The organism is Virgibacillus halodenitrificans JCM 12304 (assembly GCF_001310895.1).
GTDB lineage: Bacteria > Bacillota > Bacilli > Bacillales > Amphibacillaceae > Virgibacillus_Q > Virgibacillus_Q halodenitrificans.
The window spans coordinates 1-12,734 of sequence record NZ_BAZS01000057.1 but is presented as its reverse complement, the minus strand read 5'-3'; the positions used below and the strand labels follow the sequence as shown (position 1 = coordinate 12,734).

Below are 12,734 nucleotides of genomic sequence, written 5' to 3'. Positions count from 1 at the left end.
AAGTCAGGATTATCAAAGTTATAATAAATTTGTCACAAAAAAGTTGAGCAAACTCTAAACTTAGATAAAAGTCTATACCAATTGATTGGAATGGAAGATGGCGACTCCAGCCGGAATAGCATGAGCTGAAGACCCTGGACGGAGCGTAGCGGAGGAAGCGGCTGAAGCCATGCCGGGCGGCAAAGAAGACACTGTGAGGTAACGAACAGATGTCGCGCTTGTACCCGGAGGTGTGAAAGCGTCCATCTGCAATGGAAAGCAAAGAGGCTCACCTCTTCAATATTTCAGTGAGCTTTCCAACAACAAAGATATTTTTCACACGTAACTTAAATACCAAAAGTTACGTCGCAGTATATCTATACTGTGAATTAAGGTAGAGCTCAATTATTTTTTCAGGTATTTGAAAGCGTTAGATTAAACATAGCCCTCGAAACGTGGAAGTTTTTCTAATATCGTATAGAGCCAAAAAACAAAGCAGGCTGTCTAAATAGACAGCCTGCTTTGTTTTTTATGCTGCAGCTTTCATTTGTTTTTGCTCAATCCAGCTTTTCATTTTAATAAATAATGGAACAAATAGTAAACCAACAATAATACCTTTAATTATATTAAATGGCAGAACTCCTGCATATACGGAAAACCACTTAAATTGTTCTGTCATGTCCCATCCCATAAACTTCCCATACGCCGGAAGGATAATAAAATAATTTAATACACTCATTCCAACAGCCATGATTAATGTTCCTGTCACTAAACCTGAGACTACGCTTTTCACACCCTTAAAGCGATGATAAAGCATCGATACAGGGATAACAAACATGGCTCCAGCGAGGAAATTTGCGATAACACCAATGGGATCGCCTGCTCCTGAAATAGCTAAATATAAAACATTTTTGATTGCTACTACGATGACTCCTGCCATTGGTGAAAAAATAAGTGAGGCCATTAAAGCTGGTACATCACTAAAGTCAATCTTTAAGTAGCTTGGCAAAAAAGGCAGTGGGAAATTCAAGAAAAACAGTACAAGTGAAATAGTCCCAAGCAATGATAATATTATTAATTTGAATAAACGTGATGATGAGTAATTTTTATTTTCCATCATCTTCTCCTCCTCCACCTTAATCGATTCCTATCTCGTGATGAAGGATCACCCATTATCCTACATACAAATAAACCCTAAAGCCTGCCTAATCGGGGCTTTAGGGTTTTGAATTTTGAATACATAGGAAAAACAAGGCGCTATGAGCACCTGATTCAGGTTCGACATCTTCTCCCATCCAGACTGTAACTGTCGGTTCTGGAATTACACCAGATCAGCCACAAAGCAAGAAGAGCTTTGCAGGTCACGGACTTAGAGCATGGCTCCTTACCGTCGGTCGGGAATTTCACCCTGCCCCGAAGATGGAATCGATTATTTTATTGTCACTTACATTATACATCCTTATGAAGATTTTGCAATATCTTTGCTTAATAGAATACTATTTTATTAGTTTGAACATAAATAAGGAAGCTGTCGCAAAATGCATAATATGCATTGGCTGACAGCTCCTTTTTCCATAAGAGATTGCTTATTTTAAGATTCGTTACTGATTGTGCAACAGTCTCCTTTTCAATCACTCATTTTTATTCATCCATATTTATGAAAAGCTTTCCTTTTGCCTGTTTGCGAGATTCATTGCCATAGGTATCAGTAACCTTGACTTCAATCACACCACCATCTGCTTTTAAATTACTAGGGGCTGTCCAATACCCTACATAATGTCCATCTTCCATTTCCATCATTGGAAGCTCTGTTGCATTTGAAATTTGACTTTTTGTGTTTGTGAGTGGCATATGAATAAAGAATGTCGCCTTTCGACCTGGCTCACTGTCAAATTCGATTTTCACACTCTCTCCTGCTTTTATATATTTATCTTCTGTTGGTGTGAGGTTTTCAATCACAGGCTTCGTGTAGTTTACATCAATAGTTACGTTATTTTTAGCTTTATTGCCGGCTAGATCCTTTGCCACAACTTTAATCGTGTTCGTGCCGTTTTCTAAAATAATCCGTTTTGAATACTTGCCGTCAGATACAGTAGCTTTATGACCATTAACTTTAACTGTGGCAAGATTCGGATCATCTACAGTACCTTCTACTGTAACTGTTTCCTTGTTTGTCTTTTCTCCATCTACCGGTGTGACAATAGTCAGTTCAGGAGCTTTTGTATCTAAGGTTACCTTCACTTTGGAAGACTCACCAACAGGAGTTCCTTCCAATAGGGAAATAGCTTGAAATTCATTTACTCCTTCTGTTAATTCTGTAGGAATGGCAAATTTCCCATCTTCGCCCACTGTGGCATTGCCTGCTTCTTCTCCATTGTTCCAGAGTTGCACGGTAGTAGTGGGTGAAGCAGTACCTTTAATCGTTAAATCTTTTTCATTGGTTATAACATCCTTTTCCGGAGTAGTGATTACCGGATCAACAGCTTCATAAGCTACTCTTGCTCTGATCATATAGTTACCTTCATTGGCTGGTGATTTGGACCACGCTCCTCCAACAAGTTGATAACTTCTTTCGGCATTTGGACTACTCTCATCAGTAGCTAATCCCGGGGCTCCGGTATTAGGCTGTGTTTGAATATAAACCATGTAGAAATCATCATTTACCGTTATACTATGCTCTTTTAGGTCAATGATAGTCCATTCACTATTATCTCTAATAGCTTCTGCAGAGATTGGTCCTGCAATTTTCTTACCAGGCTTGCCGTCTGCACCGGAGGAATCCCAAACTTCTACTGCAAATTCTGTACCTCCAGGAGAAGGGAACTCCTTATCCCAAAATTTAAATACTCCCTCCGTTACTACTGCTGTGTCTTTCCCTTCTGGCAAGGACATCTTTACAGCCCAGCCATTGTTAGCATCATAAAACGCTCTAGCGTTTTCTGCTGTACCATCATCGTACCCAATTTCTCCACCAGGAACTGTGTAAAATGGTTCTAATTGGATATCTTTCGTTATATCGTCTTGTAAGTCGACTTGAACCTCTTTCGGATGGTATCCGCTAGCAAGTATTTTTAATGTATACTGACCTTTATAGGCAGTAAGTGAATAGCTTCCATCTTCATTTGTTTGCACTGGGTCAATATTTGCATCCTCTATAACCATTACAGTCGCACCATTTACAGGTTCATTTGTAGTCTCATCTGTTACTTTTCCATTTATATCGAATTGTTCAATTTTTTCTAGTGTAAAGTCAATTTGTTTTGTTTGGTCATTTTCAATCTTTACATTTTTCTCTTTTGATTCAAATCCATATGATTCTGCTTTAAGGGTATAGTCGCCTGCTGCATGCAGCAAGTTGTACTGCCCATTTTTGGGATCCGTATTTACGGAACGTCCACTTTCAATCACACTTACTTTGGCCCCAATTGGCAAAAGCAATGGATTAACCATTTCACTTTCAATTGGTGATTTTTCTTTTTGTGGTAAAATCGGTTTTATTTTTTCAGGATCAACTTTCTCTTTTTTAGAAGCTTTTTCCTTACTCTTAATTACACCAAGCCCTATATTACCTTTGGATTTTATCTTAGAATTGTCTTTGGTTTTACTGCTTTCCTTTTTCTTATTTAATGCAAGTGAGGCACTTGGACTCATTGATTCGTCAGTCAATGCTACATCATCAATATACCAGCCATCTTTTGTAACGCTGCCGTCTGAAGTTATATTGAAGCCAATATAGATTCGTTGTCCACGGTATTCAGACAAATCTACTTCTCCATTTATCCATTCATTGGACTCCCCTTGTACTCTCATCAATTGAGTCCATTCGTTTTTGTCTGTTGATATAAATACATGGCCAAAATCGTATGCTCTTCCGGAAGCGTACATTTCCAACTCATGCCATTGCTTAAATTGTAAATACGTATTTCCTTCTTCAGGTAAGTCAATTGGTGGCATAACGAGTGTAGCATTTGCATCACTATCATACCCCCCTGCTAAATTAGTAGCATACAGCTTTTCTCCTGAAGCCGCGCTTTCTGGACCGGATTCTGGTGTGCCCCATTCCCAGCTGTTATTTTCACCAAATGACGTCCAGCCAACCGGGGTGCTTTCAAAATCATGCGTGTAACCAACGGTTATTCCAGGCAAGACTGTTACTTCGAAGGATTCACTATTCACTTCATTGTTGCCAAAATCATTGATCTTCCATGAATAAGTGATTGCTTCTCCCTCGATATGCTCACCTGGTATAATAACAGCATAGTTACCTTGCTTATAATCACCAGAGATACGAGCAGCTTCTATGACATGATCTTCTCCATTACTATCTTGATAAATTACCTCTACAGATGAAACACTAATATTGTCAGCAACTTCAACCTCTAACTCCAAGTCCATTCCTTCATAAGTTTCTATCGGGCTTTCGTGTACAAAAGTAGGAGCTTCATTATCTTCCCCCTCTTTTGTAACCTGACCTTCAACTGTCCCTAGCCCCGACACTAAAGAAGACACTGCATCAAATGCATTAACTAAGCCATATCCATATCCATTATTGGGAGAATCGGGATATTCTTCATCTGTTAATGGATTAGCAGTATTCATTAATACGTCTTCCAATTCATCAACAGATAAACTGGAATCAGCCTGTTTCATTAAAGCTACTACTGCTGAAACTGCTGGTCCCGCCATTGAAGTTCCATTCCAACCGCCTTCATACCCACTTCCAGGTACAGAAGAACGAATATTTGCTCCTGGTGCGGAAATATCTGGTTTGACTTCATCATAAGGTGATGGACCTCGTAAGGAAAAGCCTGCAACTGTATCATTGATATCTGTTGCCCCAGTTGCAAAAGACTCTGGATAATTTGCAGGAACAGCAACCGACCCTGGGCCTCCCGGATTGAATAAGGTTGTATTACCAGCAGAGAACTCCGGGAATATTTGAGCTGCTCTCCAATTTATTACTACATCTCTATACCATTCATCCAAACCTGGGCCGCCTCCCCAAGAATTATTAACTACATCTGGGGCCAAATCTACGCGTGCATTACCTTCACTATCCTTTGGGGCAAGGATCCATTCTGCAGCTTCAAGCAAATCAACATCTGTCCCACCGTCAGCTGTAAAGGCTTTTACTGCTATCCATTTAGCTCCTGGTGCAACACCCACTTGGTTTGAGCCGTCCGGTTCACTCCCAACCATTGTACCTGTTACATGTGTCCCGTGACCCTGGTCATCATAAGCTTCTCCCTGACCAGCTGTAGCATCAAACCAATTATAGTCATGTGTTACTTCTCCGGTAGCTGAATCGTAACCACGGTATTTTTCCTTTAAAGCAGGGTGATCCCATTGGACTCCGGTATCAATACTTGCGACCACTGTACCCGTTCCGTCAATCCCCATATCCCAAACCTGTGGCGCTCCAACTCTTTCCACATTCCATTCCACATTTGCAACTTCAGATTGAGGTGCTTTTGCATCCTTAGTCACTGTAGTAGAAAGTTCTCTTTTCTCATTTGGCAGTATTTTTTCAACCTCCGCAAATGAAGAAAGCTTTTCAGCAACTTCTTCTGTTGCCGTTACGGCCATCCCATTAACAATGTAGTAGGAATTAAAGCTAACAACCTTGCCGTTTTTCTTTTCCTGTTGTAAATAAGCTTTTACGGCTTGTTGAGATTCTATAGAAGTAGCTTTTAATTCAGACACAACAACTGACCTTTGCATCAGCTCCGTCTTGGTAGAGGTAAGCTTTTTCGAAACTGCTTCCTTCTTCGCAGCTTTTGCTACCTTCTGTGTATCTGCTTTATCTTTAAATTTCACCAAAAAAGTAACCTTATCGTCCTTTGTAAAGGCAGTTTTAAGCCGATCACTCATTTTTACTTGTGCAGCATTCTTTTGTCCGTACACGGATTGAAACAGTTCACCTTTCGATTCTGCATAACTCATTCCAGGTGTAATAAGGGAAACCGCCATAATAAAGGTTGCAGTTAAACTAAACAACTTCGTTCGACGTTTCTTTTTCGTTATCAATTTATTCCCTCCTTTTGATTAAAAGACACCATTTGCTCTTTAGGTGAGTTCCGGAACCCATTAAAAAAAACACCTCCTCCTTTCCTAAATATTAATAGGTTCACAATTGCTGAGGTGCTGTTTGCAAAATCTATGTTGTTAAAACCAGTATAAGCATATATGAAGAGAGAATTTGTCGAACGATGTCGTTAAAATATAGAATATTCAAAATTGAATAAAAAGTAACTCATTTTCCATTTTTACCTCAGGTAAGAAATACCCAATTTATCTATACAATCCGTTAAAAAGAAAAATATGTAACTTTAAAAAGAAAAAATAAGAAATATATCCTAGTAAAACAAGTTAATTACATTACAAATTTTACCTAAAATGTAAATAATAGTACTATATATACAGGTTTTATAACAATAAACAAGCATTAGGACTTACCTTTAACAAGAAACATCAATCTTCTGGTAATAAATACCTTGAGCAGTATATATTGGCTTACACATAGATAATCCTGATAAAAGGAACATTTTTATCCAATTATAAAAACCAGCAAACAATTCGTCTGCTGGTTCTGATTTGATTTTATTAACATTAATCTTCCAATGGATTTAAATTTTCTTCTCCGGTCAAGTTTGCGATCATTTCAACTAATAGTTCAATCTCTTCTTCAATATCCTTTAGACTAGCTGTTTCTACTGGAGAATGCATATACCTTAATGGTAGCGAAACTAGTGACACAGGTACACCTTTGCCAGTTAATCGCATTTTATCTGCATCCGTTCCAGTCATCCTTGGTGTTAATTCATATTGTACAGCCATTTGTAACTTCTTAGCCGTCTGCTCTAATAATCTATTAATTTTTTTGTTAATCGGTGCCCCTTTAGCAAATACTGGACCTTTTTCTAACCGAATATCCCCATGTTTATTCTTGTTAACTCCTGGATAGTCTGTGGCAAAGGTTACATCACAAGCAATTGCCATTGTAGGTTCTATCCCTGCAGCAGCAAAATATGCCCCCCCATGTTCGTTTCTTCATTTACTGTACTTGCCGCATAAACACCTACAGAACAACCTCGTTCCGCAAGATTTTTTAACACTTCTGCAACGATAAATGAACCTGTGCGATTATCTAATCCCCGACCGGAAATATACCGGTCAGATAAAATTTCCGGCTCTGTTTTGTACACAGCCAAGTCACCAATCTGAATATTGTCCTCTGCTTCTCCCTTTGTTTTATAACCACAATCAATAAATAAATCCTCTAAGTCAAAATCCTTTTTAATTCCTCCATGATGTTGAGCATTAACACCAATGACACCAGTAATTGAAGTATTTTCACCCATTACACTTACTTTCATACCGACTGCTGCCTGTGGATTAATACCACCCATTTTATCAAAATGTAAGAATCCATCTTCATCAATACGATTAATGACAAGGGCAATTTCATCACAATGTCCTGCTAAGAGAATTTTAAACCGGGCATCTGGATTAAGAACTCCTATTGCATTACCTGCATGATCTGTCCTAATTTCATCAGCAAAAGTCTTCACATAATTTATCCACTTCTTTTGAATTGCAACTTCATTACTTGAAGGTGAAGCTGTATGTAATAATTCTAATAAAAAATCTTGATTAGCTTTAGGCATAACTATTCCTCCTCAAAATGAATTCTTTTTTATCATAGCAAAAATAATCTGCAAGAGCACTTTTGTTTACGAAAAGTTTTATAATCGATACACTTTACTACAAGACTAAATAAAAGGGAGCTAATTACTATGGAATTAAATGATTGGTTCAACAAGGGGATTTTACCAGATGACTATATTGAATCCATGCAAACACATAGAGAAAATCTTTTGCATATATATGATAATTTTCAATTACCTGAGGACCAAGCTTTTTTCGATGCCTTAAAAAAGCAGAATTTGCGTGTGATAGTGCTCACAGAAGACTGGTGTGGTGACGCTATGTTAAACATCCCAATTCTACTTCGTTTATCGGAAGCAGCTAACATTAACGTTCGTATGCTGTTAAGAGACCAAAATCTCGAACTAATGGATCAATACTTGACCAACGGCAAATCTCGCTCTATTCCTATTTTCATTTTTCTTGATGCAGAAGGTAATGAAGTAGCCAAATGGGGGCCAAGAGCAGAAAAAGTTCAGCAATTTGTGGATCATTCCAAGAAAGCTCTCCCACAAGAAGACGCAGAGGATTTCAAAGAAAAATTCAATGAAATGCTTTTTTTCATAACAAAATCGCTTAGAGATAATACAGATTTTTGGGAAGACGTTTATCTAAGTTTAAAAAACGAATTAAACAAATAAGAACAAGGGGCTGAAAGGCTGAACGCGACTGTTCATACATAAGCACATATTGAAAAAGGCTGTCACCAATAATGTGACAGTCTTTTTGTATAAGTATTGCAAAATCTTGTCCATACTAAAATAAGTGTGATTACAATATTTTTACAAAAAGGTGACTTTGTATATGAGCATACGATTAGTTAGATATTTATATTTACAAATTCCTTTACTTATCAGGGTTCTTATAAGCGTTCTTTTCCTCTTATTTTTATTTGGCTTAGTTATTCATATTATTGAGCCAACTCAGTTTCCTACCTTATTTGATGGAATATGGTGGGCTATTGTTACAGGGGCTACTGTAGGTTATGGCGATTTAGTCCCTTTAAGTGTTCCGGGTAAATTGCTAGCAATGCTTTTAATCCTTTCGGGCGGAGGTTTAATCGCATTTTATATTACTGCTCTCACTGCCTCTACACTTAAACATGAGCAGGATTTAACCACGGGTAAAATTGCTTTCAAAGGAAATAACCACATAATTATAATAGGCTGGAATGAACGAACAAGGCAAATTATCGAACACATTTCAAAAAGGAACACCCATCAGGAAATAGTTTTAATTGACCAAACGTTAAACTTCTTAAATTATAAGGATTATCCTGTGCATTTTCTCCACGGAAATCCTACAGAGGATAATACACTTAGAAAGGCTAACATAACTGCAGCAAAGTGTGTATTAGTTTCCTCAGATTTTTCTGAAGAGGAAAGAAAAGCCGATAATTCTACTATCTTGACAATTGTTGCTGTAAGGGGAAATAACCCAAAAATACCTATTATTTCGGAAATCCTATCTAAAATCCAAATTGAGAACGCATTGCGAGCTGGTTCCAATACTATTATCAGATCAAACGATTTTATGAGTGCATTGTTTTATCATGAGCTTTATCACGCCAACAATGCAACTCCATTTGAAGATATTATCCGTTTACTAGCAAGTCAGCAATTCTGCCACATTCCATTGTCCGAATCTGAAATTGGTAAAAAGTTTAAAAGTGTTCTTTTAGATTATATTAATGAGAGACACATATTAATAGGTCTCATTCGAAACAAGGAATATTTAATGAATCCGTCACCCGAATTATTGTTGAAAAAAGGTGATTTACTTATTTCACTATCCTTCTGGGATAACTAACTGCTCTAATTTCTCTACAAGTTGCTTACCTATATCAATATAGTCGTTTGGAATATGTGCATCAGGATCTATCGGTGGCTGGAATTGGTTGAATGTACCTTGGAATGCTCCTCCCCTGCTATCTTCATCAATTCCCTTTTCATATTGGTGAGCAAGTAAAAAGGGCTTTTCCAAACGAACAGTCACTCCAGGGTAATCCAAAGACCCAGCCACAGCATAAAATGGAATTCTTAAATAATAATACTTTCCTTCATCATCAATCTTTAAATCAAAATGGCCGTTGTCATAATCCCAATTTGAGGCAATTACATATCCCTCTGGTTTGAGGAGCTCCTCCAATACATACAAGGAATAAATTCTATTCTCCACTCGTGAATCCATAGGAATCATCCATCTCTTCCTTTCCATTACTTTTCTTAGTATTCTTTGCTTCTCTATGGAAATTATGCTAAAATGTTGTATTGTGTAAAAAGAATCGAATATATTAGGAGTTGTTCAGCATGACAAGTAAATTTGAGACAGGTCAAATTTTAGAAGGAAAAGTAACAGGAATTCAACCATACGGTGCATTTGTTGCTTTAGATGAAGATACGCAAGGATTAGTTCATATCTCGGAAGTAACTCATGGATTTGTAAAAGATATTAATGAACATTTATCCATTGGTGATGAGGTTAAAGTAAAAGTTCTTAATGTCGACGAGGAAAAAAATAAAGTATCCCTCTCTATTCGTGCTACTGAGGAAGCACCGGCAAAATCCGCCAGTCCTAAAAAACATCAACCAGTTAAAACAGAACAAGAAAATGATACAGCTGGCTTTAATACACTTAAAGATAAACTGGAAGAATGGATCGAGCAATCTAAAAACGATTCATTTAAGAAATAATACCGCTAAATGATATAAACAGAGGCAAACCCCACCTTAGGTAAGTTTGCCTCTGTTTTTTTAACCGTCTACACCTTTGGGAGCATGCTGATCAGCAAAAGCTTCATCTGTTTTGAAGAGAAGAGGAATTAAGACTAAACCACTAATTCCTACCAATGTATAAATAATTCGGGCAAAACCAGCGGTCTGGTCTCCTCCAAACAGTGCTGCAACTAAATCAAATTGAAATAAGCCAATCAGTCCCCAGTTAACTGCACCAATAATAGTAAGCGCTAAAGCAGTGCGTTGAATTCCATTCATACATATACCTCCTTTATAATTTTCCTCTATCGTAGCTTTTGCAAAATATCTTATTATATACTATTTCTTTCTTGCTTTCGCAGATTTACTTGGGTAAAGTTACATTATATACAAATTATTGTGTAGTAATAGGAGGCTAAGAAATGACACATATCTCTTTTAAATATGAGAGTGCTTTACCCTTTTTCAATAAGGAGGAAATAAATAATTTAACTGACTTTGTTGAAAAAGCACATTTTAATTTACATGAAAAAACAGGTGCAGGGAACAATTTCCTAGGATGGGTAGATTTACCTGAAACGTATGATCAAGAGGAATTTGCCCGTATTAAAAACTGTGCCGATAAAATCAGAAATGATTCCGACATATTACTTGTAATTGGAATCGGCGGATCCTACTTAGGGGCAAGAGCAGCTCTGGATATGCTAACACACTCTTTTCAAAACCTATTATCAAAGGAGCAAAGAAAGGCTCCCCAAATTATTTTTGTTGGTAACCATATGAGTTCATCTTATATTGCAGAGTTATTTGATATTTTAGAAGGAAAAGATGTTTCTATTAATGTCATATCTAAGAGTGGAACGACGACAGAGCCAGCGATAGCATTTCGGATCTTTAAAAAACATTTGGAAGAAAAATACGGAAAAGAAGAAGCTAGTAAGCGGATCTACGCTACTACCGACAAGAAAAAAGGTGCATTAAAGACATTAGCAGACCAATCAGGCTTCGAGACATTTGTTATTCCTGACGATGTAGGTGGTCGTTATTCTGTTCTAACTGCAGTAGGGTTGCTTCCAATAGCTGTTGGTGGCATATCAATTGAGCAGATTATGAACGGAGCTCAAACCGCAATGAAGGATTTATCTACCCCTATTCTTGCCGATAATCCTGCTTATCAATACGCAGCCATTCGAAATATTCTTTATAATAAAGGTAAAACAATAGAAATGCTTATTAACTATGAGCCACAACTTCAATATTTTGCAGAGTGGTGGAAACAGCTATTCGGAGAAAGTGAAGGAAAAGATCAAAAAGGGATCTATCCTTCTTCTGCAAATTTTTCAACTGATTTACATTCCCTAGGTCAATACGTTCAGGATGGCAGAAGGGATATTTTTGAAACAGTATTACATGTAAATAAATCGAACAAGGAAATATTCATTGAGGAAGATGAAGATAATCTTGATGGTTTAAATTACCTTGCCGGGAAATCAATTCATGACATTAATAACAAAGCATTTCAAGGTACACTTTTGGCACATACAGATGGGAATGTACCGAATTTAGTTTTGGAAATCCCTGCGCTTGATGCCTTTACGTTTGGTTATCTAGTGTATTTCTTTGAAAAATCTTGTGCAATCAGTGGTTATCTTCTTGGTGTTAATCCATTTGATCAACCCGGGGTAGAAGCATACAAAGTAAATATGTTCGCTTTATTAGGAAAAGCAGGATATGAGCAAGAAAAAGAAGAGCTGGAAAAGCGTTTAAATAATAAGTAGTTAAAAACGATATTTAATAAATAAATTTTATTCTTTCACGTTTATATATTCTTTTTGATGGGTATTACTATAAATGTAAGACTTTCTCGTATTCCCCCTGTAGGCAAAGCGCTAAGCGCTTTGCTTTTTTTTATGTTTGAAATAAAGATTCTAATATAAGTTAAGGTCATTCAATGTTTCGCAAAATAGATAAACTACGACGTAACTAAGAATATAGAGGCTGCGTAAATTGCCGCTACGGGGAAATATTCCGCTTTCCGCGGGCGGCTGATGAGCTTCCTCACGCTATGCGTTCGGGGATCTCATCGAGGCCTCTCCTCCCGCAGGACAAGGAAAGCTTCGTAAGCAATGCATCGCACGAAGAAAATGTGTATTTTCATTTTCGAGGAGTCTCCATATTTCCCCTTCGCTACTATTTCCTATTATATCTACGAAAAAAATTGCGTTCGCATACACCCAGAATGTGCTGTGTACAAATTGATTGTAGTGGAGGGCGGCAATCTAAGAACGCCACGTCCTGAGGCAACGATTGCATGACCAACGTCCTGTTGGCCCG

At 37.5% G+C, this 12,734-nt stretch carries 9 protein-coding genes, 1 pseudogene and 1 riboswitch; of the genes and pseudogenes, 4 read left to right on the top strand and 6 right to left on the bottom strand.

Annotated features, from left to right (window positions below):
• Positions 1 to 72 precede the first annotated feature (72 nt).
• The 4 genes and pseudogenes from JCM12304_RS19790 to JCM12304_RS18295 form a co-directional block, all read right to left on the bottom strand.
• Complete coding sequence (locus JCM12304_RS19790) at positions 73 to 246, bottom strand: hypothetical protein (protein WP_218185801.1); 174 nt, start codon at positions 244 to 246, stop codon at positions 73 to 75.
• Positions 247 to 508: 262 nt separating this feature from the next.
• The gene (locus tag JCM12304_RS18305) at positions 509 to 1,096 is read right to left on the bottom strand and encodes an ECF transporter S component (RefSeq protein ID WP_019376435.1); all 588 of its coding nucleotides are present in this window, start codon (positions 1,094 to 1,096) and stop codon (positions 509 to 511) included.
• Positions 1,097 to 1,258: 162 nt separating this feature from the next.
• A riboswitch (FMN riboswitch) is annotated at positions 1,259 to 1,404 on the bottom strand.
• 216 nt (positions 1,405 to 1,620) lie between these two features.
• On the bottom strand, positions 1,621 to 6,006 hold the full coding sequence (locus JCM12304_RS18300) for a S8 family serine peptidase (protein ID WP_369813190.1): 4,386 nt from the start codon (positions 6,004 to 6,006) through the stop codon (positions 1,621 to 1,623).
• Between the two features lie 582 nt (positions 6,007 to 6,588).
• Positions 6,589 to 7,646 (bottom strand): annotated as a pseudogene (locus tag JCM12304_RS18295) (M20/M25/M40 family metallo-hydrolase).
• 129 nt (positions 7,647 to 7,775) lie between these two features.
• Between JCM12304_RS18295 and JCM12304_RS18290 the strand changes: the two are divergent.
• On the top strand, positions 7,776 to 8,327 hold the full coding sequence (locus tag JCM12304_RS18290; protein WP_019376439.1) for a thioredoxin family protein: 552 nt from the start codon (positions 7,776 to 7,778) through the stop codon (positions 8,325 to 8,327).
• A gap of 163 nt (positions 8,328 to 8,490) precedes the next feature.
• Entirely contained in the window at positions 8,491 to 9,495 is a 1,005-nt protein-coding gene (locus tag JCM12304_RS18285; protein WP_060681925.1) for a potassium channel family protein, read from the top strand.
• On the opposite strand, the gene JCM12304_RS18280 is transcribed toward JCM12304_RS18285, so the two are convergent.
• Positions 9,475 to 9,903 carry a YugN-like family protein gene (locus JCM12304_RS18280; protein ID WP_237669389.1) on the bottom strand — a complete coding sequence of 143 codons (429 nt, stop codon included), beginning with the start codon at positions 9,901 to 9,903 and terminating at the stop codon, positions 9,475 to 9,477. The two genes, JCM12304_RS18285 and JCM12304_RS18280, sit on opposite strands and share 21 nt — an antisense overlap.
• Before the next feature lie 92 nt (positions 9,904 to 9,995).
• Between JCM12304_RS18280 and yugI the strand changes: the two genes are divergently transcribed.
• Positions 9,996 to 10,379: a S1 domain-containing post-transcriptional regulator GSP13 gene (gene yugI / locus JCM12304_RS18275; protein ID WP_019376442.1), complete on the top strand. Its 384-nt coding sequence runs from the start codon at positions 9,996 to 9,998 to the stop codon at positions 10,377 to 10,379.
• Positions 10,380 to 10,439: 60 nt separating this feature from the next.
• Here the strand turns inward: yugI and JCM12304_RS18270 are convergent, their stop codons facing one another.
• Positions 10,440 to 10,679 (bottom strand): DUF378 domain-containing protein, encoded by a 240-nt coding sequence (locus tag JCM12304_RS18270; protein WP_019376443.1) that lies wholly within the window; start codon positions 10,677 to 10,679, stop codon positions 10,440 to 10,442.
• Between the two features lie 143 nt (positions 10,680 to 10,822).
• Here JCM12304_RS18270 and JCM12304_RS18265 point away from each other — a divergent pair, with 143 nt between their 5' ends.
• A complete protein-coding gene (locus JCM12304_RS18265) occupies positions 10,823 to 12,178 on the top strand; it encodes a glucose-6-phosphate isomerase (RefSeq protein ID WP_060681924.1) in 1,356 nt (451 codons plus the stop codon).
• Positions 12,179 to 12,734: the final 556 nt, after the last annotated feature.

What these genes read in the sequence shown, in the direction of transcription:
- JCM12304_RS19790 (WP_218185801.1), bottom strand. Translation starts at nt 246, where the DNA reads ATGGACGCTTTCACACCTCCGGGTACAAGCGCGACATCTGTTCGTTAC.
- JCM12304_RS18290 (WP_019376439.1), top strand. Translation starts at nt 7,776, where the DNA reads ATGGAATTAAATGATTGGTTCAACAAGGGGATTTTACCAGATGACTAT.
- JCM12304_RS18270 (WP_019376443.1), bottom strand. Translation starts at nt 10,679, where the DNA reads ATGAATGGAATTCAACGCACTGCTTTAGCGCTTACTATTATTGGTGCA.
- JCM12304_RS18305 (WP_019376435.1), bottom strand. Translation starts at nt 1,096, where the DNA reads ATGGAAAATAAAAATTACTCATCATCACGTTTATTCAAATTAATAATA.
- JCM12304_RS18280 (WP_237669389.1), bottom strand. Translation starts at nt 9,903, where the DNA reads ATGGAAAGGAAGAGATGGATGATTCCTATGGATTCACGAGTGGAGAAT.
- yugI (WP_019376442.1), top strand. Translation starts at nt 9,996, where the DNA reads ATGACAAGTAAATTTGAGACAGGTCAAATTTTAGAAGGAAAAGTAACA.
- JCM12304_RS18285 (WP_060681925.1), top strand. Translation starts at nt 8,491, where the DNA reads ATGAGCATACGATTAGTTAGATATTTATATTTACAAATTCCTTTACTT.
- JCM12304_RS18265 (WP_060681924.1), top strand. Translation starts at nt 10,823, where the DNA reads ATGACACATATCTCTTTTAAATATGAGAGTGCTTTACCCTTTTTCAAT.